At 69.8% G+C, this 22707-nt stretch carries 16 protein-coding genes and 1 pseudogene; 8 read left to right on the top strand and 9 right to left on the bottom strand.

Features of this window, described 5'->3' with window-relative positions; translation table 11 throughout:
- The first annotated feature begins 86 nt into the window (after positions 1–86).
- The 5 genes from OG936_RS14245 (at position 87) to OG936_RS14225 (ending at position 7488) form a co-directional block, all read left to right on the top strand.
- Positions 87–2621 (top strand): D-alanyl-D-alanine carboxypeptidase, encoded by a 2535-nt coding sequence (locus OG936_RS14245; protein WP_406495024.1) that lies wholly within the window; start codon positions 87–89, stop codon positions 2619–2621.
- Positions 2622–2801: 180 nt separating this feature from the next.
- Positions 2802–4697 (top strand): MFS transporter, encoded by a 1896-nt coding sequence (locus OG936_RS14240; RefSeq protein WP_406495022.1) that lies wholly within the window; start codon positions 2802–2804, stop codon positions 4695–4697.
- Between the two features lie 255 nt (positions 4698–4952).
- The gene (locus OG936_RS14235) at positions 4953–5435 is read left to right on the top strand and encodes a flavin reductase family protein (protein WP_406500441.1); all 483 of its coding nucleotides are present in this window, start codon (positions 4953–4955) and stop codon (positions 5433–5435) included.
- The gene (locus OG936_RS14230) at positions 5432–6628 is read left to right on the top strand and encodes an acyl-CoA dehydrogenase family protein (protein WP_406495021.1); all 1197 of its coding nucleotides are present in this window, start codon (positions 5432–5434) and stop codon (positions 6626–6628) included. The genes OG936_RS14235 and OG936_RS14230 overlap by 4 nt, the downstream gene beginning before the upstream one ends.
- A 200-nt stretch (positions 6629–6828) precedes the next feature.
- Entirely contained in the window at positions 6829–7488 is a 660-nt protein-coding gene (locus tag OG936_RS14225; RefSeq protein WP_406495019.1) for a fumarylacetoacetate hydrolase family protein, read from the top strand.
- Positions 7489–7634: 146 nt separating this feature from the next.
- Here the strand turns inward: OG936_RS14225 and OG936_RS14220 are convergent, their stop codons facing one another.
- From OG936_RS14220 to OG936_RS14195, 6 genes are all read right to left on the bottom strand, one after another.
- Positions 7635–8180, bottom strand: coding sequence for a hypothetical protein (locus OG936_RS14220; protein WP_406495017.1), 546 nt, complete (start codon positions 8178–8180; stop codon positions 7635–7637).
- Positions 8181–8262: 82 nt separating this feature from the next.
- Positions 8263–9789, bottom strand: a complete 1527-nt coding sequence (locus tag OG936_RS14215) for an alkaline phosphatase (RefSeq protein WP_406495015.1) — start codon at positions 9787–9789, stop codon at positions 8263–8265.
- 394 nt (positions 9790–10183) lie between these two features.
- Complete coding sequence (locus OG936_RS14210; RefSeq protein ID WP_406495013.1) at positions 10184–10534, bottom strand: hypothetical protein; 351 nt, start codon at positions 10532–10534, stop codon at positions 10184–10186.
- A gap of 195 nt (positions 10535–10729) precedes the next feature.
- A complete protein-coding gene (locus tag OG936_RS14205; RefSeq protein ID WP_406495011.1) occupies positions 10730–11950 on the bottom strand; it encodes a cytochrome P450 in 1221 nt (406 codons plus the stop codon).
- Between the two features lie 12 nt (positions 11951–11962).
- Entirely contained in the window at positions 11963–13354 is a 1392-nt protein-coding gene (locus OG936_RS14200; RefSeq protein WP_406495010.1) for an NAD(P)/FAD-dependent oxidoreductase, read from the bottom strand.
- Complete coding sequence (locus tag OG936_RS14195; protein WP_406495009.1) at positions 13351–13578, bottom strand: ferredoxin; 228 nt, start codon at positions 13576–13578, stop codon at positions 13351–13353. The genes OG936_RS14200 and OG936_RS14195 overlap by 4 nt, the downstream gene beginning before the upstream one ends.
- Positions 13579–14086: 508 nt before the next feature.
- Between OG936_RS14195 and OG936_RS14190 the strand changes: the two genes are divergently transcribed.
- Positions 14087–14881 (top strand): SDR family oxidoreductase, encoded by a 795-nt coding sequence (locus tag OG936_RS14190; protein WP_406500439.1) that lies wholly within the window; start codon positions 14087–14089, stop codon positions 14879–14881.
- A gap of 12 nt (positions 14882–14893) precedes the next feature.
- Here OG936_RS14190 and OG936_RS14185 read toward each other — a convergent pair.
- A pseudogene (locus OG936_RS14185) lies at positions 14894–16711 on the bottom strand (glycoside hydrolase family 15 protein); the annotation flags it as partial.
- A 705-nt stretch (positions 16712–17416) separates the two neighbouring features.
- On the opposite strand from OG936_RS14185, the gene OG936_RS14180 reads away from it, so the two are divergent.
- Positions 17417–17965: a SigE family RNA polymerase sigma factor gene (locus tag OG936_RS14180; protein WP_406495007.1), complete on the top strand. Its 549-nt coding sequence runs from the start codon at positions 17417–17419 to the stop codon at positions 17963–17965.
- Positions 17962–18900 carry a hypothetical protein gene (locus tag OG936_RS14175; RefSeq protein WP_406495005.1) on the top strand — a complete coding sequence of 313 codons (939 nt, stop codon included), beginning with the start codon at positions 17962–17964 and terminating at the stop codon, positions 18898–18900. Before OG936_RS14180 ends, OG936_RS14175 begins: the two co-directional genes overlap by 4 nt.
- Positions 18901–19470: 570 nt before the next feature.
- Here OG936_RS14175 and OG936_RS14170 read toward each other — a convergent pair.
- Together OG936_RS14170 and OG936_RS14165 are read right to left on the bottom strand one after the other, a co-directional pair.
- Positions 19471–20748 carry a M20 family metallo-hydrolase gene (locus tag OG936_RS14170; RefSeq protein ID WP_406495003.1) on the bottom strand — a complete coding sequence of 426 codons (1278 nt, stop codon included), beginning with the start codon at positions 20746–20748 and terminating at the stop codon, positions 19471–19473.
- A 160-nt stretch (positions 20749–20908) separates the two neighbouring features.
- Complete coding sequence (locus OG936_RS14165; protein WP_406495001.1) at positions 20909–22591, bottom strand: thiamine pyrophosphate-dependent enzyme; 1683 nt, start codon at positions 22589–22591, stop codon at positions 20909–20911.
- Positions 22592–22707: the final 116 nt, after the last annotated feature.

Raw genomic sequence — 22707 nt, 5'->3', positions numbered from 1 at the left:
GGGAACCAGTAGGTATGTCGTTCCCGTCTAGCAGCCGGGTCAGTGGTTCACACGGGACACTGGTAGATGGTTCGGACAGCGCGGGGATGTCCCCGCGCCGCATGGAGGAGGCATCGGTGGCGGGCGAGTCCCCCGACAAGTCGAAGCAGCAGAAGTCGTCGGGGACGGCGTGGAGCGAGAGCGATCCGCGGCTTGCCGTTTTCCGCGAACCGTCCGCCGAGGCCGAGGCCGGGGCCGGCGGGGGTACGGACACGGCGACGGCCGTTTTCCGCACGGGGCCGGGGACGGGATCGAGGCCGGGGCCGTCCGGAGCCGACGACGGCGAGGGCAGCGAAACCGTCGGGGACGGCGGTCGGGGCGACGACTCCTCGGACTCCGGCGACCGCGGGGCGCGGGAGGGCTCCTCGGCGGCTGAGAGCTCCGAGGACTCCGAGGGCTCCGAGGGGGTCGAGAAGGTTGCCGCGGGCCCGGAGGAGGCGCCTGATGAGGCATCTGGGGCCGATGAGGAGCCGGTCGGGGAGCCCCTTGAGGAGTCCGCCGAAGAATCTGCCGATGAGTCGGTCGAGTCCCCCAAGGAGTCCGAGGGCCCCAAGGGCTCCGAGGACGCGGACGGCACCGAGCCCGCCGATGCCGATGCCGATGGCGAAGCGCACGAAGCGCACGAAGCGTCCGAGGAGGGCGACACGCGGCTGCGTGCGGCGGTCGCAGCATGGGTGTCGAAGGAAGACGCCGAAAGCGACGAGCCCGCCGGGAGCGACGAGAGCCCGAAGGCCGACGCGTCCGGCACGGGAAGCCCGGGTGGCGCGGATGGCGCCAACGGCACGGACACCGACGCCGCGGCGCAGCCCGACGGTGCGGACGAGCCGTCCGACGACGACGCCTCCGCCGAGGCCGCCGAGCACGCGAAGGCCGCCGAAGCCGACGCCAAGGACCGCGCTGGCACCGCCGATGCGGACGACGCGAACGACGCGGACGATGCGGACGATGCGGACGACGCGGACGACGCAGGCAAGGACGCAGGCAAGAGCGACGACGCAGACAAGGCCGACACCGCCGGGGGCAAGCGCGGAGTCGATCAGCCGACCGCCGTCTTCAGGGCGCCGGCGGCGGCCAGGGGCGACCAGCCGACGACCGCGCTGAAGATCATCCCGCCCGCGTCGAAGACCCCGCCGAAGCCGGATTCCAAGCCGGATTCGAAGCCCGGGGCCGGTGCTGGGCGGACCAGCACGTTCGTACCCCTGCGCGGGGACGACGTACGACCGGTGCCGGCCGCCGCCCCCGCGCTCTCCGCCGCCCCCGCGCTCTCCGGCGCCGAGCGGACCACGCAGCAGCCGATGCCGCCCAAGCCGCCGCTCGACCTGCTGGCCGAGCTGACGAACACACCCCCGCCACCCGAGACGCCGGTCCGCACCGCCGTCCGCCGGGTCAAGATCTGGACCCCCCTGGTCCTGCTCCTGTTGATCGTCTTTGCGATCGTGCAGATGGTGCGCCCGCTCCCGGACCCCGAGCTCCGGATGTCGGCGAATCCGACGTACACCTTCAAGGGGAGCAAGCCGTCGCTGCCGTGGCCGGGCGAGGGCCAGGGCTACATGGCGGCCACCGGTCTGGGCACGGTGGGCTCGTTCGGCGAGCAGAAGGGCGTGCCGATCGGCAGTGTGGCCAAGGCGATGACCGCGTACATCGTGCTCAAGGACCACCCGCTGAAGAAGGGCGAGGAGGGTCCGTCGATCACGGTCGACGCCAAGGCCGAGGAGGAAGGCGGGCTCGACGCGGTGAACGAGTCGACGCTCAACACCGTGAAGAAGGGCGACAAGCTCACCGAGAAGCAGGCGCTCGCGGCCATCATGATTCCCTCCGCCAACAACATCGCGCGGTTGCTGGCGCGCTGGGACGCGGGTTCGGAGGAGGCGTTCGTCAAGAAGATGAACGACACCGCCAAGTCGCTCGGGATGACGAACACCACCTACACCGATCCGTCCGGTCTCCACGAGACCACGGTCAGTTCGGCCGAGGACCAGGTGAAGCTCGGGCAGAAGCTGGTGGAGATCCCGGCGCTGATGGCGATCACCGTGCTGCCGTCGTGGACCGACCCCTCGGGCCACCGGTGGCCGAACTGGAACAGCCTCGTTCCGTACAACAACTCGCTCGGCATCAAGACGGGCACGACCACCAAGGCCGGTGGCAACCTGCTCTTCGCCGCGCACAAGATGGTCGGCGACACCGACCAGCTGATCGTCGGCGCCATTCTCGGCCAGCACAAGCCGTCCATCATCGACACGGTCAACGCGGCCAGCAAGGACGTCATGATCGCGACGCAGGATCTGCTGAAGGGCGCGAAGGTCATCAAGAAGGGCGATGTCGTCGGGACCGTCTCCGACGGCCTGGGCGGCAGCACCCCGGTGGTCGCGACCAAGGACGTGACGGCGGTCGGCTGGTCCGGTCTCACGGTCAGGGTCGAACTGACCGACGACGGAAGGACGATCCCGCACTCGGCGGCGGCCGGCACCCACGTCGGAACGCTCACCGTGGGCGAGGGCACCAGCCAGGTGAAGGTGCCCGTCGCGCTGCAGAGCGATCTGGCGGAGCCGGCGGCCGGGGACAAGCTGACCCGGATCGGCTGACCGGCCGGTGGCCGGAACAGCTCGGTAGTCGGGAAGTGGGTGCCGGTCCCGGCACCCACTTCCCGACTGCGTACGTGTTAGCGTCCCGGAGCAACTCAGGGATGCCGCGACGGCGTCCTCACAGGTGTACGGGGTACGGGGCACGGGGCCGGCGGATTCGGGAAGACGGGGAGAGCCGTAGTGACCACCGCGGAGCCGAAGCCCGGCCGTGAGGCGGCCGACAGCAGCGGCATGAGGGACAGCAGGGACAGCAGGGGCAGCAGCGGTAGCGGTAGCAGCAGTGGCAGCACGCGGACAGCCGTGCCCGCCCCGGACCGCCCCGCCACGGACACCCAGGGGCCGCGCACCGCCCCGGCGCGGCGGACCCGTGCCGAGCGGCTGCTGCGGCATCCGGTGACGATCGCGACGGCGGCCGCCGCGGTCACCCACGTGCTCTGGTTCTTCTTCTTCGCGAACAGCGGCGGCGACCTCGCGGCCCAGGACGCCTGGGCCGAGTTCGTCGGCCGGCATCCGGGTACCGCGTACAACCTCGCCTGGTACGGGGGCATGCACCCCGTCTCGTACAGCGTCGTGTCGCCGTATCTGATGTCCGTGCTCGGTGTGCGTACGACGATGATGGTTGCCGGGACCGTGTCGGCGGCGCTGACCGCCATGATCGTGGTCCGGGTCCGGGCCGTCCGCAATCCGCTCGCCTGCTCGCTCGCCGGGGTCTTCGCGTACCTGTGCAACGCGCTGTCCGGGCGGGTGACGTTCGGGCTCGGCATGATGTTCGCGGTGGGCGCCGTGGCCGCGGTGTTCTGCTGGCCCTACCGCTGGCGGTACAAGCGGTGGGCGAAGGCCGCCGTCGCCGCTCCGCTCGCCGCGCTGGCGACGGCGAGCAGCCCCGTCGCCGGTCTGTTCCTGGGCGTGGTCGCCGCCGCGCTCTTCCTGAACAAGCGGCGCCCCGGCGCGTACGCGCTGGGCCTGGCACCGGTCGCGGTCGTGGCGCTGTCCGCGTGGCTGTTCCCGTTCTCCGGTACGCAGCCGATGTCGATCGCGACGCTGTCGCTGCCGTTCCTCTTCGCGGTCCTCGTCTTCGTCCTCGTACCGCGCGACTGGAAGACGGTCCGTACCGCGGCCGCCGTGTACGGCGTCGGGACACTGCTGACCTATGTGATCGACTCGCAGATCGGCTCGAACGTCACGCGGATGGCGATGCTGTTCGCCGGGGTGGTGCTGCTCGCCGCTCTTCCGTACGCGGAGCCGCGCTCCCGGCGCTGGTACGCGCTGGTTCTCGCCTTCGCCGGGCTGAACTTCTGGATCGGCTTCAAGGGCGTCGACGACATCGTCCGTACCGCCCCCGCCGCGTCCTGGACGCGAGAGCTGGCCCCGCTGGTCAACGAACTCCAGGAGGTCGGGGCCGAGCGCGGGCGGGTCGAGGTCGTGCCCGCGAGCAGCCACCGGGAGGCGTCCGCGCTCGCGCCGTACGTCAATCTGGCCCGTGGCTGGAACCGGCAGGCGGACATGGAGCGCAACCCGCTCTTCTACGACGACACCTTGAACAGCGCCGGCTACCGCGAGTGGCTCGACCGCTGGGCGGTGCACTACGTGGTGCTGCCCCGGGGGACACCGGACTCCACCGGCGCGGTGCAGGAGGCGGAGCTCGTCGACGGCGGGCTGCCGTATCTGAAGCTGGTCTGGTCCGACGCCAACTGGCGGCTCTTCGAGGTCGACAGCCCCGTACCGCTGGCCGATCCGCCCGCCACGGTGGACCGGGCCGGTGCGGACGAGCTGACCATCCATGTGAAGACGGCCGGCCGGATCCTGATCCGCATCCCGTACTCGCGCTGGCTCGCCGTGGTCGACGATCGGGGCAAGAGCGTCGAGCGGCCGCAGGAGACCGAGGAGTCCAAGCGGCGCGAGGACCAGAACAGCCCGCGGACGTATCTCAACACCGACGGCTGCCTGATCAAGGTCGACGAGGACGAGAACGGCGACGAGTGGACGGAACTGCTCGCGCCGCGGCCGGGTATGTACCGGCTCGCCGCCCCCTACCAGCTGCTTCCCGGCACGCCGTGCCCGGAGGAACTGCGCTGAGCGCGGTCACGTCGACCTGAGCCACCCGGCAACGGGTGCCGCATCACGTGGTCCTGAGCCACTCGGCAACAGGTGCCGCATCACGTCGTCCTGAGCCACCCGGCAGCCGGTGCCGCACGCCCGAGGGGCTGTCGGGCTCATGAACGATCGCGGCTAATCTGCCTGCTTGTCGGTATTTCCCGGGGGCCATGAAAGGCAGGGGAGCATGGACTTCCGTCAAAATCGCTCGCCGATCCCCGTCAACTTCGCAATACGCTGGGCAACTTCGCCACCGGCGTCGTCGTACTCACCTACCAGGCGGACGACAGCTACTACGGGGTCACGGTGAACTCCTTCACCTCGGTATCTCTGGACCCGCCCCTGGTGCTGGTCTCCATGCAGCGGACCTCGCGCGCACTGACGTATCTGCTCGAACGCCCCTTCGCGGTCAATGTCCTCGGGGACAACCAGCTCGACACCGCGCTCCACTTCGCGGGCAAGCCGCAGTCCCAGCCCATCGAATGGGTCGAGGACGACGTGGCGCCGCGGATCAACGGTTCACTGGCGTACTTCCAGTGCACGCCATGGGCGGGCTACGACGGCGGGGACCACGCCCTGGTGCTCGGACGTGTGCTGTCCTACGGCCAGCAGGACGACACCCGGCCCCTGCTCTTCTACCGCGGCCAGTGGAGCGCGCTGGCCCAGGACACCGAAGACAACGCCAAGGACGGCGCGCAGTCCGAAAGGAGCCGACCGTGACGGTCCACACGCAGGTGGAAGTGGAATTCTCCGGGCTGCTGGAGAAACTGGACGAGATCTACCCGCTCCTGCAGAGCGAGGCCGCGGACAGCGAGCGGCTGCGCCGTCCGACCCCCGTGGTGCAGGACGCACTCCGCGACAGCGGAATCTTCAAGCTGCACGTGCCGGCCGAACTCGGCGGTATGGAGGCTTCGCCCCTGCAGGTCCTGCACGTGGTGGAGAAGCTGTCGCACGCCGACGCCTCGCTGGTCTGGCTCGTGCGTGCCGTCACGAGTGAGACGGCGACCGCGGCCACCTACCTGGGCGACGAGGCGGTGACCGAGCTCTTCGCCGACGGCGGGTGCCCGCTGGTGGCGGGGCAGTCGACCTCGTTCACCGGCCGGGCCGTACGGGTCGACGGCGGCTACCGGGTGAGTGGCGTCTGGCAGTTCGCCCCCGGGGTGTCCATGGCCACGCACCTCAATCTCGCGGCGACGGTCGAGGAGACCGGGGAGCGGCTGGTCTGCCTCGTGCCCCGCTCGGCCGTGCGGATCAGCGACAACTGGGAGATGCTCGGACTGCGCGCGACCGCCAGTCTCGACTACCGGGCCGAGGACGTGCTGGTCGAGGACAAGTACGTGTTCGGCATCGGCCCGGAGAACGCCCGCCGAGGCCGTTCCACGCACTGGCTCAGCCCTGCTCTGCTGGCCGGCCTGCACCAGGCCGCCTGGTCGCAGGGCGTCGGGCGGCGCATGCTCGACGAACTGCGCGAGCTGACCCGGCGCAAGGACCCGGCGGAGGGCTCCCTGGTCACCAGCGACGAGTTCTTCGGCGAGTTCGCGCGGCACTTCTCGCACGTCCGGGGCACGATGGCGCTGCTGCGCGACACCCTGCGCGACAACGAGTCGACGCTCGCTGCGGGAGCCCAGCTGAACGACGAGCAGGAGACGATGTCGCGGCTCGCCTGCAGCCTCGCCACCCGTACCGCGCTGGAGATCAGCCAGCTCGTGCACCGATTCGCGGGTGCGCAGGTCATGCGGGACGGCATCCTGCAGCGCTTCTTCCGCGACAGCCATGCCGGAAGCCAGCACCGGGGCTCCTCGCACATCGTGACGCAGAAGTGCGGCCGGATGCTGTCGGGCACGCTGCCCGCCGGCGCGCACTGGGGCTTCTTCGACCTGGTCGTCCCCGAGCCGGCCGCGACGGCCGCCTGACGGCGCCGGCGCCGTCGAACGGGACAAGAGGAGAAGAGAGACATGAAACTGGCAACCCTGCGCACCCACGACGGGACGATCGCGGCCCGGCTGGACGGTGACGTGCTCACCGAGATCCCCGGCCATGCCGACACGGCGCCCTGCTGGCGAACGAGAACTGGCGGGAGATCGCGAGGAACGCCACCGGAAGCCGGCACCGCGTGGACGAGGTCGAGCTGGAGACGGTCGTACCGAACCCGTCGAAGGTGCTCTGCGCCGGACTCAACTACACCGGCCACATCCAGGAGATGGGCCGGGACCTTCCCTCGTACCCCACCCTCTTCGCGAAGTTCGCCGACACCCTGACCGGCCCCACCGACTCCGTGGCGGCCGTGGCGGAGGATCCCGAGATGGACTGGGAGGGCGAACTCGGCGTCGTCATCGGACGGACCGCCTACAAGGTGGGCAAGGAGGAAGCGGGCGAGTACATCGCCGGCTTCACGGTCGCCAACGACATCTCGATGCGGGGCTGGCAGTACCGTTCGACGGAGTGGCTGCAGGGCAAGATCTGGGCGCGTTCCACCCCGGTGGGTCCGGTCCTGGTCACGCCCGATGAATTCGATCCCACCACCGCGGTCCTGCGTACCACGGTCAACGGAACATCCGTCCAGGAACACGGGATCGCGGACCTGCTGTTCACCCCGGCCCACCTGGTCACGTACGTGTCCACCATGCTGCCGCTGCGCCCCGGAGACCTGATCCTCACCGGAACCCCCGGCGGAGTGGGGCGGGCTCGTACACCGCAGGTGTACCTGAAGGCCGGAGACGTGGTCGAGGTGACGATCGACGGAATCGGCGCCGTGTCCACGCCGATCGTCTGAACGCCGCGCCGCACGTCCACAGGTGCGGCCGGGGCACTTCACGCCCCACGATGGAGTACGCCCATGTACGCCGTGCTCTTCTGGTCGTGTCGTACCGGACGCCCGGCTGCGCGCTGACCAGGACGGCTGCTCGTCGACCAGCCCGGCTACTCGTTGACCAGGACGGGGACGGAGACGACGGCGGCTGCCGCGGTGCCGGTGAGCTTGGTGGCGGGCGCCTTGAAGTCGATGCCCTCGCCCGCCGCGCGCGGCCCGTCGTGGTGATGGCCGCCTTCTGCGTCCTGCCCCTCTTCCTGGTACTGGAAGCTGCCGGTGCCGATGAAACGACCCCGGGAATCGTAATAGGCGGCACTCAGCTCCAGCGCGAGCACATCGCTGACGTCGGAGGTGATCGCCAGATGCCCGCTGACGGCGGACCCGCCGGTGAGCGTGAGCCGCGTGAGGCGGATGCGGTCGGTGAACGGCCCTTCCTCGACACGTACCTCGCCCTGCGCGGGGGGCGCCGGGAGCGTCGCGGCCGGGGACGGCGCGGAACGGGGAGGGGGCAGGGGCAGACCGGTGGCCGAGGTGGCGGCCGCGAGCGGCTCGCCCTTGCCCGGGTCGGTCCCCGCGGAGGTTCCGCAGCCCGTGAGAGCGGTCAGCGCGAGAGCGCCCAGCGCGGCGGCCGTCGTGATGCGGATCGGGTGTCTCATCGGACATGCTCCTGGGATACGAACGACCCGGGGCCGGGAGGGGCACCCCCTCCCGGCCCCGGGTCGTGTGGCTGAGCGACGGTCAGTGGCCGTGCGGTGCGGTGCCGAACAGCGAGCGGTACATCTTGCCGTAGAGCTCGGTGTTGTCCTGGCTGGCGGCGAAGGCGCTGTTGCCCGGTCCGTACGCGTAGATCGGCACATCGGCGCCGGTGTGGTTACCGGACAGGTAGGTCAGCCAGAGGCCGGCGTCCTTGCTGCCGTCCTTCACACCCGCCGGGTCGTCGGGGGTACGGAAGGTGGCCGGGCCGAAGTTCTTGGCGTCGCCGGCACCCGAGCCGTTGACGATGCCGGAGGAGCGGGCCGGGTCCTTGACGTTGGCCGAGGACGAGCGCGCGGGTACGGAGTCGTTGGCCGTGTTGCCCGAGTCGTTGTTGGCCGGCGGGGCCGCCGCCTCGGCGTTGGTGAAGGTGCCCTTCTCGATGATGTTGAAGCCGGCGCACTCGTGGTCCGCCGTCACGACGACGAGGGTGTGGCCGTCCTTCTTCGCGAAGTCCGTGGCGGCCTTGACCGCGTCGTCGAACGCCTTGATCTCGCCCAGGGTCTGCGACGCGTCGTTGGCGTGCGAGCGCTTGTCGATCAGCGCGCCTTCGACCTGGAGCAGGAAGCCCTTCTTGGACCGGCCGTCGAGCAGCGAGATCGACTTCTTGGTCAGCTCGGCGAGCGTCGGCTCCTTCTTCTCCGGGGCGGCGGCGGGCAGTCCGGCCTTGGACGTCTCGACCGTCAGGTTCCCGCGGTTGAACAGTCCGACGACCTTGCCGCTCTTGACCTTGTCGAGATCGGCCTTGGTGGCGACCTTCTGGCTCTCAGCGGTCTGGGCGGGCAGCGCCGGGTCGCCGAAGCTGCCGAGCACCTGGTAGCCCTGCGACCCCAGCGCCTTCTGGTCGTCCGGCGCGAAGCGTGCGAGGCCGCCGCCGAAGATCACGTCGGCGGTGCCGTTACGGGCGATCTGCTGGGCGATCGGCGTGATCAGGGTCTTGTCGGCGGGCTTGTCCTCGTACGACCCGTCGTCCTTCTTCGGCAGGCACGCCGCGTCGGAGTACACCGGGCCCTGGCAGCCGCGCAGCAGAGCGTGGCTCATCTGGGCGGCCGGGGTGGCGTCGGTGATCTCGGCGGTGGACACGTTGCCGGTCGCGAAGCCCGACTTCTTGGCCTGCTCCATCAGCGTGGGCAGCTTCTTCTCGTACGAGTCGACGCCGATGGCCGCGTTGTACGTCTTCACACCGGAGGACCACGCGGTGGCCGCGCTGGCGGAGTCGGTGACCAGCGCCGGCCGGTCACTGCCCTTCTCGACGGCGGACGTCGCCACCGCGCCATAGCTCGGCAGCCGCTCCATGTTCAGCTTGCCCTCGGCGCCGTAGTAGCGCTCCCGCCCGGCGGTGACATGGGTACGGCCCATGCCGTCGCCGAGCAGGTAGATGACGTTACGGATCTCCGGCTTCTTGCCATTGCCGCCCTGCTGGGGCGCGGAGTTGGCGGTCGCCGCGGTGCTGGCGGCAAGTGCACCGGTCACGGCGAGAACCGCCAGGATCTTGCTTGGTCTGCTGCGCATGTGCGGGGTGCTCTCCTCGGACGTTGGACGATGCACCGGGACAGGCCGGGCGAGGCAAACGGTAGGAGCAGGACATGAACGCGGCACCAATACCGGGCGCCGTGCCGATGTAGAACCCCGACCCAATGCTTTAAAGAAATGTCGCAACTGGATGACTCATAGGTGTCAAGGGCGCGGGCCTGATCCTGCGGCGCTCCGATATTGGCCAGTGGCGGGCGAATCCCGCGGGCCCGGACGAATGGCGGGTGTTCCTCGGGCGGGAAGCCGTAAAGGCGGGCGGCTGTTCTCCGCTGCTTCGTCGTTGATCTGATCGGCCGCGGAGCCGAGCCACACCCCAGCAGCGCGTGCCGGACTCAGCCCCCGGCTGGACCGGGCCCCGAGGGCCCTTGACGGCTCACGCGCGAGTGCGGGGGCTCGCGGCCTCCAGCTGTCCGTGGGCTGTCGCGAGCCGCGCGGGCGGCCGGACATCGGCCATGCGCCGCTCCGGGCCGCGCCGCCGCAGCACGACGTACCCGAAGAACGCGGCCGGACCGAAGAAGATCTGCGCGGGCACAACCTTCGGAAGGTGTCCGGTGAGCGCCTCGACCGTGATGGGTGTCAGCGTCGGCACGAGCGCGCGAACACGGCGACACAGCCCAAGGGCCAAGGTCAGCCCCGAACGTCCGTACGCCTTGTAGGCCACGGTGGTGAAGAGGGCGTACACGAGGAGGTCGCCCATGCCGAGGACGGCACCGAACTCGCCCATGCAATCGGACCGTTCTTTTGCTGCGAGGCCCCGTCACTTGGAGCGCACCCAGCCTTCCTGCCGCGTCGCCATCGGCGCCGGCCGCGTGAGCCGGCGTTGGCGGCGCCGTGACGGAGGCCGTGGAGACGGATCGGCGGGGACCGGTCCGTCTCCACGGCCCGGATCGGCGAAGCGCCGTCCGGCACGATCGTCGCGCTAACCGTCGCCCTGCTCGATGCGCAGGTGGATCGGCCCGCGCAGAACGGGGCTGCGCCGGTACGGTGGCGGGTCGGCGACCAGCCTTGGCCGGTCGAGGCGGCGTACCAGCTCGGTCAGTGCGATGTGGGTTTCCCTTCGGGCCAGCGGGCCGCCGAAGCACAGGTGAATGCCGCTGCCGAAGCCGAGGTGCTGGTTGTCACGCCGATCGGGGTCGAAGCGGTCGGGATCGTGGAAGCGGTCCGGATCGCGGTTGCCCGAGGCCAGCATCAGCATGATCTGCGAGCCCTTGGGGATCACGGTGTCGGCGACAGCGATGTCGCTGTACGCCGCCCGCCAGGGAATGATGTGCACGGGCGGCTCGTAACGCAGCAGTTCCTCGACCAGCGGTATGACGAGGCCCGGTTCGTCGCGCAGGCGCTGGAGCACCTGCGGGTGGCGCAGCAGCGTCAGCATGCCGTTGGTGATGAGGTTGACGGTGGTCTCATGGCCGGCGATCAGCAGCAGGTTGGCGGTGCTGGCGATTTCCTCGTCGGTCATCCGCCCGTCGGGCCCGTCGTCGTTGGCCAGCCGTGACAACAGGTCGTCGCCCGGCCGGCCGTGGCGTTGCTCGAGCAGCCCGCCGAGGTACTGGCGCAAGTCCTTGCGGGCCTGCACGCCGTTGTCCAGTTTTTCCTTCGGATCGGTCTTGGGGTCGTAGTCGATCGAGTTGATGATGTCGTTCACCCACAGGTGGAACCGCGGTTCGTCCTCGCGTGGCACGCCGAGCAGGTGGCAGATCACGGTGACGGGGAACGGGTAGGCGAAGTCGTCCACGACGTCGATCTGCTCCTTGCCCGCAAAAGCGTCGATCAGGCCGCTGACGGTGGCGGTCAGGGCGGGTTCCATGCCGGTCACCAGCCCCGGGGTGTGCGGGGGGCCGAAATGGCGCATCGCCATACGCCGCAGGCGGTCGTGCTCGGGCGGGTCGAGGTTGATGAACGCCGGCGTGGTATGCTCCTCGGCTCCGGCCGTCGGATGCGAGAGATTGCGGGTGTCGGAGCTCAGGTGCGGGTTGTGCAGGATGTCCGTGATCTCGCGATAGGTACTGATGACGTAGCTGCCGTCCTCCTGCCGGGCCACCGGTGTTTTGCGCAGCTCGGCGTACAGCGGATACGGGTCGGCCCGGGAGGAGTGGTCGAGGACCCGGCGCAGCAGGTCGGGCGTGTTGATCGTGGTCATCTCGCTTCCCTCCTACCGGTGCTGGCGCGCGGCCGTGACGCGTCGCTCGCCCGGATCGTGGCCGGTGACGACGACGGTGGCGCCCTGGGCGAGCAGAACGGGCCCGGGGAAGTCGACGGGCACCGGTTTCATGTCGGCGGGCCGGTCGGGCGTGGGGCAGGGAGGCGGGAAGGGTGCGGCCGTCTCGATGAGCGTCCGGTAGTGGTCCAGCCACTTCGCGTTGTTGAAGCTCACTGCCGCGGTGACGCGGCCCCGGTAGCCGTATGCGGCGACGAAGCGGTGGTCGGGCACCGATCCCTGGGTGACGACCACCTCGTCGGCGAAGGTCGGCACGCCGACGGACTTGATGTTGACGCCGAACTGGATCGACCAGAACAGCGGGATGGACAGGTGGGGCCAGCGGTCCGCCTGGGAGCTGACCATGTTGTGTGCCGCGACCTCGGCCTGCTCCACTGCGTTGGCCCAGTGCTCCAGCGAGATGAGCCGGTACTCGTAGATCGGGTTCGGGCAGCGTGCCACGTCTCCGGCGACGAAGACATCGTCGGTGACGAGGCCGTTGAGGTCGAGGGCGCGACAGCCCGTGTCGCAGGCGATTCCCCAGACACCCGCCGCCAGTCCTGAGCCTTGCAGCCACTCGGTGTTGCGGATGCCACCGAGTGCCACCACCGCCACGTCGGCGTCGATCGTGGTGCCGTCGTCGAAGTGAGCGCGGCGAAGCCGCCCCTGCGCGTCGCCCTCCAGCCGGGTCACCTTGACACCGCAGCGCAGGTCTACACCGTGAGCGCGCTGCATGTCCGCCGCAACCTCACCGATCATGGCGCCGAGCGCCCCGACCAGCGGGGCCGGCGCGAGTTCGGCGACGGTCACCGGGATGTCCCGTTCGCGGCAGACTGAGGCGATCTCGGAGCCGGTGAATCCCGCACCGATGACCAGGACGCGCGAGGGGCCGGCGGCGAGGGCTCGCTGCAGGCCCCCGGCGTGTTCGCGCGTGCGCACGACAAAGACCCCGTCCAGAGCCGCCTCGCTCTCGACGAACCAAGGCCGGGCCCGGACCCCGGTGGAGATCAACACCCGGTCGAAGGGGACGTCGCGTCCGTCGGCGAGACGTATGTGGTTGGTCCCCAGGTCCAGCCCGCCGGCAGGCACACCCAGCAGCCACTCCGCATCGATGTCACGACGTCGCGGCAGTTTGGTGCTTTCGGCCGGCACCCACCCGGTCAGTACCTGCTTGGACAGGGGGGGCCGGTCGTAGGGCTCGCCCAGCTCGTCGCCGATCATGGTCAGCGATCCGGTGAAACCCTCGTCGCGCAGTGCCTCCGCGGCCCGCAGTCCTGCCAGCGACGCCCCGACAACCACGATGCGGCCATCGCGCTTGAACGCTTGCAGATTGTCGGCGCTGGTCATGACGGCGACGCCTCCGCCGGTGCGTCCGGTTCCTCCAACCGGTCGACCAGGATCGCTTGGACCGGACAGGCCTTCGCGGCGCGCAGCACTTGGTCGCGCTGGGCGTCGTCGGCGTTCGGGTCGTACATCAGCGCTTCCTCGCCGTGCATCCGGAACGCGTCCGGAGCCAGGAAGGCGCACTGCGCATACCCTTCACATCGGGAAAGATCAACGACAACTCTCATCCCGACCTCCACAGGGACTACAAGCTGCGGGCCCGGAAACCGTCGCCACTCGGTGCGCAAGGAGCGCAAGGAGCGCAAGGAGCGCACGGCGCGAGACGGCGCGAGTGAACGCGTGCAGCCGTTGCCCAGCTCCGCGGTCGCCAGGAGATGCACCGCGCTCGTCGGGTCGCCGCAGAAGGTTGGTTATCGCGTACAAGGCGACCGGCGGGTAGAACCGCCCAGAAATCCTGGCCTTCCTGCCAAACAGCGTAGCCCGCGCGTACTTTGCCCGCACTCCGGGAAAGGCTGCGCTGCCGTTCGGCTCCGGAGCCCCATGTCCCCGAGGCCCGGTCGCGTTCGACCGATCGGTGCAATCCGTCCGTGTCCGGCGTGTGACCCGGGCTTTCGGATGGTTCGGTGTCGGCAGGAGCCGACCTGACTCACCTGTGGTCGCGAGGTCGGCCAGTCGAGGAGGAGAACCGGCGTGAGTGTGACTCAGGGAGCCCCGCAGGGCCTCATTCCCTCGCAACTGCTGAAGGGCCAGAAGGCACTTGTCACCGGCGCGAACTCTGGCATCGGCAAGGCGACGGCCATCGGCCTGGGGCGCGCCGGAGCCGACGTGGTCGTGAACTACGTCGCCGGGCGCGAGGAGGCCGAGCAGGTGGTCGGGGAGATCTCCGGGTTCGGCGTGCGCGCGAAGGCGTACGAGGCCGATGTGTCCCAGGAGGACCAGGTCGTCGCGATGATCGATCGGATGGTGCAGGAGTTCGGAACCATCGACATCCTCGTGGCCAACGCCGGGCTGCAGCGCGACGCTCCGTTCACCGAGATGACGACGGCCCAGTGGCAGAAGGTGCTGGACGTCAACCTCACCGGCCAGTTCCTGTGCGCCCGGGAGGCGACGAAGGAGTTCTTGAGAAGGGGAGTCGTCCCCGAGGTGTCGCGAGCGGCCGGGAAGATCATCTGCATGAGCTCGGTGCACCAACTCATCCCTTGGGCCGGCCACGTCAATTACGCGGCCTCCAAGGGCGGCGTGCAGATGATGATGGAGACGCTCGCCCAGGAGCTCGCGCCCCACAGGATCAGGGTCAACGCAATTGCTCCGGGAGCCATCAGGACTCCCATCAATCGCAGCGCCTGGAACACCCCCGACGCCGAAAAGGACCTGTTGCAGCTGATTCCTTACGGGCGCGTCGGCGATCCGGAGGACATCGCCCACGCGGTCGTCGGGCTCGCCTCGGACCTCATGGACTACGTGGTGGGCACCACTCTCTACGTGGACGGCGGCATGACCCTCTTTCCCGGTTTCGCCACCGGCGGCTGAACCGCTGCGGCGGCCACGAGCGGCAGGCGCGAAGGCGTTGTCCAGGGTGGTGGCCGCCATGATCAGGGACAGATGCGTGAAAGCCTGCGGGAAATTGCCCAACTGCTCGCCACTGGGGCCGATCTCCTCAGCGAACAGGCCGACGTGGTTGGCGTAGGTCTGCATCTTCTCGAAGGCATAGCGCGCCGGACGAATCCGCCCGGCGCGGGCAAGAGCGTCCACATAGAGGAAGGTGCAGAGACTGAACGTGCCTTCGGAGCCCCGCAGACCGTCCGGGGAGGCCGCGGGGTCGTAGCGGTAGACGAGGCTGTCCGATATCAGGGTGCGTTCCATCGCGTCCAAGGTCGACAGCCAGCTGACCGTCTTGGGCGCCAGGAACCCGACGCGCGGAATGAGCAGCAACGAAGCGTCGAGGACATCGCTTCCGTAGTGCTGGACGAGAGCCTGCTCCGTCTCGTTCCAGCCCCGCTCCATCACCTGTTCGAGGATCGCGTCGCGAGCCGCGGTCCAACGAGGAGCGTCGGCGGGACGGCTGTGCTCTCTCGCCAGGCGCAGCCCCCGGTCGAAGGCCACCCACGCCATCACTCGGCTGAAGGTGAAGTCCTGGCGCCCACCACGGGTCTCCCAGATGCCTGCGTCGGGGCGATCCCAGGAATCGGCGAGCCAGTCCAGCGTCCGCGCGAGGTTCTTCCAGCCGTGGTAGCTGCCGCCCACGGCGATCTCACGCCCCTCCGACAAGGCATAGAGCGCCTCGCCGTAGATGTCCAGCTGCAGCTGATCGGCTGCTGCGTTCCCGGCCCGTACCGGGTACGAACCCCGATAGCCCTCGAAGTGCGAGAGAACCTCTTCCGGCAGCTCGGAGTCCCCGTCGACGCGGTACATGATCTGCAGCGGCTCGCCTTCGACGCCCTCCCGGTCCTGGAGGCGGTCGCTCAGCCAGCGCGTGAACTGCGTCGCCTCCTCGGCGAACCCCAGGTCGAGCAGGGCACGCACGGACAGGGAGCCGTCACGGACCCAGGTGTAGCGGTAGTCCCAGTTGCGTTCACCCCCGATCTGCTCGGGCAGGCCCATGGTGGCGGCGGCGACGGGAGCACCTGTGGGTGCGTAGGTGAGCAGCTTGAGCGTGATGGCCGAGCGGTGCACCACCCCCGGCCACCGGCCGCGATACCGGGAGGAGTGCACCCAGCGCTGCCAGAATTCCACCACGTCCCAGAACCGCTCCATCGCCGAGTCCGGGGTGACCGGCGGCGGAGGGTCACCATCGGGTCCGCCGACGGTGAACACCGCCGCGGCCACCTCACCCGGCCTCAAGGTCACCGCACCCCGCACGTCCCTGCCGTCCTGCTGCAGGGGGAAGGTGCTCTGCAGAAAGGCGGTGACGTCCGGTGCACGGAACGTGGCGGTACCGTCCTGCAAGTCGAGATGGTGGGTGGCCCGGCTGTAGTCGAAGCGCGGACGGCACTCCAAAGTGAAGCGCACCGTTCCGCGCACCGCCCGCACTCCGCGCATCAGCATGTGCCTGTCCGTTGGGGTGCCGGTGCGATCCGGCGGCATGCAGTCGAATACCTCGCCGACCCCGTCCGGGGACATGAACCGCGTCACCAGGATTGCGGTGTCGGGGTAGTAGAGCTGCTTGCAGGTGGTGGCCCGGCTTTCCGGCGCGAACAGGAAGTAGCCGCCGCGGTCGTGGTCGAGCAGGGCGGCGAAGACACTGGGCGAGTCGAACCGGGGAGCCGCGAACCAGTCGACGACTCCCTGGGACGACACCAGAGCAGCGGTCTGCAGGTCGCCGACGAGGCCGTGGTCGGCAATGGGCGGGTAACGGTCCATGACCATCTCGCTTCCCTGATGCCCCTGATCCCACTGTCCGCCCTGTGCGACGAGGCTGCCATGGGCGGTGATCCGACTGCACATCACGCAGACGATCGGATCGGGATCTCTGGCCGACGTCACCACGTCCCGCGTCCGGGCCTGACACGGCCAACTGCTCTGCGGCCGGGGTGGGCGAGCCGACCGTCGTCAAGGCGTACCGGATTCTCCGCAGTCTTCGGAGTCGAGGAGGCCGAGGACGTCGAGGATGCAGAGGACGTCGAGGTGGTGCGCTGGGTGGAGGTTTGGATCCGCGCCTGCTCCACGCGTTCGCGCAGCTCGCACGCTGCGACCAGCGTGCACGAGAAGGTGGTCGGGACGGCGCGTGACGGCGTCGGGGGCGAGGAGTTCACCGGTGATGGTCCGGACGCCGGAGCACACCGGCCGTTTCCTCGGCCATGTCGCCGAGGAGCGTCTGTACGCGCTGTTCCACCTGGTCGCCTTCCGCGGACCGCGGCGCGGTGAGGCATGCAGCCAGAGGCGGACCGACACCCGCCTGGACGCCGGGCTCATCACGGTGCCTTGCGTCCGGTCCCGGGAGACGCCTGACATTTCGGTCCCAGCTGATGGTTGTCAGTGGCCCCGCTCACCTGACCGACGAGGCACCGGATCCCGGGCAACCGAATCCGCCGAAACTGTGGTCTGGAGGGCGAGGGAGGGTGCTTGATGCAGGCCAAACAAGAGGCCGAGTTCCAAGAATTCGTCAGAGCGCGGTGGTCCCATCTCGTACGGACCGCGTATCTGCTCACAGGTGACGTGCACTACGCCGAAGACCTGGCTCAGACGGCGCTGGCCAAGGCGTACCGCTCATGGCGGCGCGTCTCGCGCAGCGACAGGCCGGATGCGTACGTCCGGCGGATACTGGTCAACTGCAACAACGACCGGTTCCGCAAGCGGCGGGTTACGGAGGCTCTGACCGCGGCGCCGCCGGAGGTGGCCGGGCGCGACGAGGCCGTCTCGTGGGCCGACGAGCGCAGCGCCCTGCTCGCGGCGCTGGCCGGACTGCCGCCGAAGCAGCGGGCGGTGATCGTCATGCGCTACTGGGAGGACCTGTCCGAGGCCGAGGTCGCCGAGGTGCTCGGCTGCTCCCCTGGCACGGTCAAGAGCCAGGCGTCCAAGGCGCTGGCGAAGTTGCGTACGTATCCGGGGCTCGCGCAGGTCGTGGACGAACCTGTCCGCAGCCGAGTGTCGTCCGGGCAGGAAGGCAGCAAGTGAACGAGGAACAGAAGCAGCAGGGGACGGGAACCGGCGGGGACTTCGAGGAGCAGCTGCGCGAGCTGCTCGCCGGGGACGCGAACACGATCCGGCCCGCGCCGGTGCCGTATCCGGTGATCCGCCACCGGGGCACGGTCGAGCGGCGACGCCGGGTGGCGGCGACCGGGGCGGCCCTGGTGACGCTGGTGGCGATGCCCGTGGGGGCGTACGCGCTGGCCGGCGGGGATGCGGATGGGAACACGGTGGCATCGACACCGCCGGTCAGCGCCACACCGCGGACGTCAGCGACGCCGTCCGCCTCGCCGGCGAGGCCCGCGCGGCCGGCCACGGAGGACCAACTCCTCGACGGGATCACCTTCGGGCAGGCCGTCGACGGTCTGAAGGAGTGCCTCGCATACGAGCAGTCGCACACTCTCGGCCCGGCCGACTTCCGCACGGACATGGGCGCGGCCGAGGAGTACCGGATCATCCTGGCGATGAACAGCACCGGCGACTCCAACGTGTCCGGCGATGGCATGTACGTCGTCGCGGTGAAGGAGCAACCGAAGCAGACCCGGCTGATCTGCAACGTGAAGGACGGCAAGGCAAACGGCCTCAACGCCGGCGTAGGCTCCGACGATGTGCCGGGCGCCGGCCCCGTGATGGCCGACATCAACGGCGGCAAGCTCTACCAGCAGTCGATCCTCGACCGCGGCAACTGGAAGCTGCCGTTCAGGTGGGGTGTCATCGGCACCGTCGAGCCGTCAGTGGCCCGGGTGACCGTCTCCTACGGCGGCGCCACCAGCCAGGCCGCCCTGGACCACGGCTGGTTCGTCGCCTCTGGTGTCCTGAACCAGCAGGTCACCGTGGCCCCGCGCATCAAGGGTTATGACGCCGACAGCAAGCTGGTCTACGACTCCGACAAGGACAAGAACTACGAGAAGCGGTTGCCGTAGCGCCACCCGCCGGGGCGCCACACAGGGGGTGGCGCCCCGGATTTCGGTCAGCGGTGCGGCACGAGGGCCTTTCTGGCCGCCGGTGCGGATGCGGCAATCCACACCGAGCCAGAAGGCCCCGCCGCGAGCCGCTGAGGTTCAGGGCCTCGATGACGCGGCGCCGGGGCATCGATCCGGCGGGGCTGACCGCCACTGTTCGCCGAGCGCAAGCGAGCTGCAGGACGGCCGGCTCTCCGACAGGCGCCGAAGTCCGCGGCCGGGGTGCGTTCCGTCTCCTGGGAGGAACCGTTCCTGAGCCGGCCCTTCTGTCTGTGCCCCCGGCAGGATTCGAACCTGCGACACTCGCTTTAGGAGCTTTCCCGGGTGAGGGCTGTAACCTGCGGAAACAGTGGTTGCGGGGTGCCTGGCCCGGGAAAACACCCCTCTGCGCTTCTCACGTGTTCACGGGGCTTCCCGGCCTCATGTGTGCTGAATCCGTTCCGCTGGAGTTGTGCGGTGTCGGCTGTGAGGATCCCGGCCGCGTCCACAAGGACCGCGCGGGAGAGGCGTAATCCGTTTCTGCCCCGCGGGTCACCGTGCGCCGTCCAGAGCACCCGACATGAGCCGGCGGACCACCTCGGTCAGCAGATCGGTGCCCGCGCTGATGTCCTGGTCGTTCGTGAACTCGCCCTCGTTGTGGGAGATTCCCTCGATGCTGGGCACGAACAGCATGATCGAGGGCGCGACATCCTTCATGTTCACCGAGTCGTGTCCCGCGATGGTCATCATGGTCCGGTGGCTGAGCCCCAGTTCGTCGGCTGCTTGGGCTGCGAGCTCGACCCCGGCCGCCGGGAACGGCGCCACGCCCCAACCGTGTGTCTGAACCTGCTCGATGGTGACCGACGCACGCTCCTCGATGCCGGGGATCGACTCGGCCAGCTTCTTGGCCGCCGAGTCGAGAAACGCTTCGTCGGGCGAACGCAGATCGACGTGCATGCGCACCTCGCGCGCGACCACCACGGGAGAATTGGGCTCGATGGTCATCTCGCTCACCGAGGTGTGCAACGGGATGTCCGTGCTCTGCTCGGCCAGTTCACGCACCGCCACGACGAGGAGTGAGGCGCCGAACAGGGCGTCGCGTCGGTCCGCCATGATCGCCGATCCGGTATGCGACTGCTCGCCGCGAACCACGACCTGGTACTTGCGTGCCGCCCAGGTGGCATCCACCAGGCCGATCGTGATCCCCTTGTTCTCCAGGTCGCGGCCCTGCTCGATGTGGATCTCGGCGTACGCCGCCACGTCCGGCCCGGCGTAGTCGCCGATCGTTCCGATCCCGCGGAGCGCGGCTTCGACCGTGATGCCCGCAGGATCGGTCGTCGTGAGGGCGGTCCGGACCGGCAGCTTCCCCGTGAACACCGAGCTCCCCATCATGCTCGGCTTGAACCGGGAGCCTTCCTCGTTGAACCAGTTGACCACGGCCACGTTGTACTTCGGTGCGGCGTCCGAGACGCCGTACCGTTCCACGGCCCGGTGCGCGGCGTGGGCCGAGGCCAGGACGCCGTACGCACCGTCGTAGCGGCCACCGAGCGGCTGGCTGTCCAGGTGTGAGCCGGTGAGGACGTACGGGGCTCCGGGTGTGACGGTGAAGAGACCGAACTGGTTGCCGACACCGTCGTAGCGCACTTCGGCGCCGCGGGCGGTGAGCCACCGGTGGAGCCAGGCACGCTGTTCTGCGTCGGCGGGGGTGGCAGCCTGTCGGTCGACCCCACCGCCGGGTGTGGCGCCGAACGCCGAGAGAGTCGCGAAGTCCTCCAGCAGGGTGACGTCGTGTGCGGTCGGAGCCGTGGAAGAGGTGGCGGGGTTGCTCATGATCACGTCCTGTCGGTTTGCGGGGTGGGGTGCGGGAACGCGTCCACGGAGGGAGGCAGGTCACCTTGGCGGGGGCGGGTGGGGCGCCGGCGGTCGTGGGGTGGCGCGGGGGGCATCGGGCGGGTGGCCTCGCGGCTCATCGGGCGGGCGGCTTCGGGGCTCAGGCGGCGGTCGCCGGAGCGCGGACCGCCGGGTCCTGGATCAGGTGCAGCACGGCCGGGAGGCCGCTCGCGCGGGCCCGCCGGAACGCCTCGCGGAAGTCGCGGTGCGAGGTCACGGTCTCGCCGTACGCACCGTACGAGCGGGCCCATGCCGCGAAGTCCGGGTTGGTCAGCTGGGTGCCGGACGGGCGGCCCGGGTAGGCGCCCTCCTGGTGCTCGCGGATCGTCGCGTAGCAGCCGTTGTCGACCACCAGGGCGACGAAGGTGGCGCCGTGTCCCACCGCGGTGGCCAGTTCCTGACCGTTCATCAGGAAGCAGCCGTCACCCGCGACCGACACGACCTCGCGTCCAGGGAAGGCCAGCGAGGCCGCGACGGCGGCCGGTATGCCCATGCCCATGGCGCCGTTGCGGGGGGCGACGAGGGAGGCCGGGGCGCGGTGCGGGAGGTAGCGGGCCGGCCAGAGGGCGTGGTTTCCGGCGCCGTAGGTGATGACGGCGTCGTGGGTGAGCTCCTCCCGCAGCACGCCCATGACCGCGGTGAGGTCGACGTAGGTGTCGTGGGTGTCTTCCTCGGTCGGCTCGGAGGGGGGAGTGGCGAAGCGGGCCTGGGTGTCCACGGCCGCCCCGAACCACGCGGCGTCGGCGTCCGGCGCCGCCGGCGTGGTGACGAGGTCGAGGACGAAGGCGGGCGCGTGGGCCGAGACGAACTGGTCGATGCGGCCGCAGTGGCCCTGTGCGTCGCCGGGGAGGACGAGCACCGTCTCCGAGTCGAGGCCGCGGGCGTATCCGTCGCTGAGCACGTCACCGCGCGGTGCGCCGAGGAAGACCGTGAGGTCGGCCTCGTCCAGCAGCCGGGCCGCGTGGTCGCCACGGCCGTAGCCGAGCGAGCCGGCGTAGGCGCCGAGGCCTTCGAGGTCGTGGGGGACGGCGTCGTACGCGCGGAAGTCGGCGAGGACGGGGATCGAGTGCCGTGTCGCCCAGCGCATGAGTTCCTGGCCGCTCTCCGCGGTCCAGCCCTCTCCGCCTACGACGACCAGGGGCCGCCGCGCGCGCTCGAACCGGCGCACCAGCTCCTTCAGCTCCGCTTCTGCGGCGCCGGGCCGCGGCACCGCAAGCGGCCGAACCCCGAGGGCGGGGCCCGCGGGGAGGGTGAGTACGTCCTCGGGAAGGCCGATCACCACCGGGCCGGGCCGGCCGCTGCGGGCCGCGTGGACGCTCTCCGCGACGACGCGGGCGGCGGCGGTGGGGTCGTCCAGCATGACGACCTTCTTCGCCGTGCTGCCGAACCACCCGCTGAGGTCGAACTCCTGGAATGCCTCCCGGCCGCGGTCGGGCACCGGGACCAGCCCGACGAAGAGGAGCATCGGGGTCGCGTCCTGGTACGCGGTGTGGACGGCGATGAAGGCGTTGGCGGCGCCCGGCCCCCGGGTCACCATCGCCACCCCGGGCAGGCCCGTCAGCCTGCCCTCCGCCAGCGCCATGAAGCCCGCACCGCCCTCGTGCCGGGTCACCACCGTCGAGATCGACGAGTCGTGCAGGCCGTCCAGAACGTCGAGGAAGGACTCACCGGGAACCCCGTACACCCGCCGGACGCCCTCGCGCTCCAGTTGCGCGACGATCAGATGGCCGGCGGAGAGGGGGCGCTCGGGGGAGTCGGTGGGCTCGGGTGCGACGTTCGCCATCGGGGGTCTGTTCCTTCTCTTGAGGCCGCGGTTGCCCGGCCAGTGTTGCTTTCGAGGCGGCCGGAGACACGGGGCAAAGGCCCCCGGATAGCGGTGCTGCGATGTGCAGATGAACA

The sequence above is a fragment of the Streptomyces sp. NBC_00846 genome (assembly GCF_045207325.1).
Taxonomy (GTDB): Bacteria; Actinomycetota; Actinomycetes; order Streptomycetales; family Streptomycetaceae; genus Streptomyces.
The sequence above is the reverse complement of the archived record's forward strand: the minus strand, read 5'-3'. Positions and strand labels throughout refer to the sequence as shown.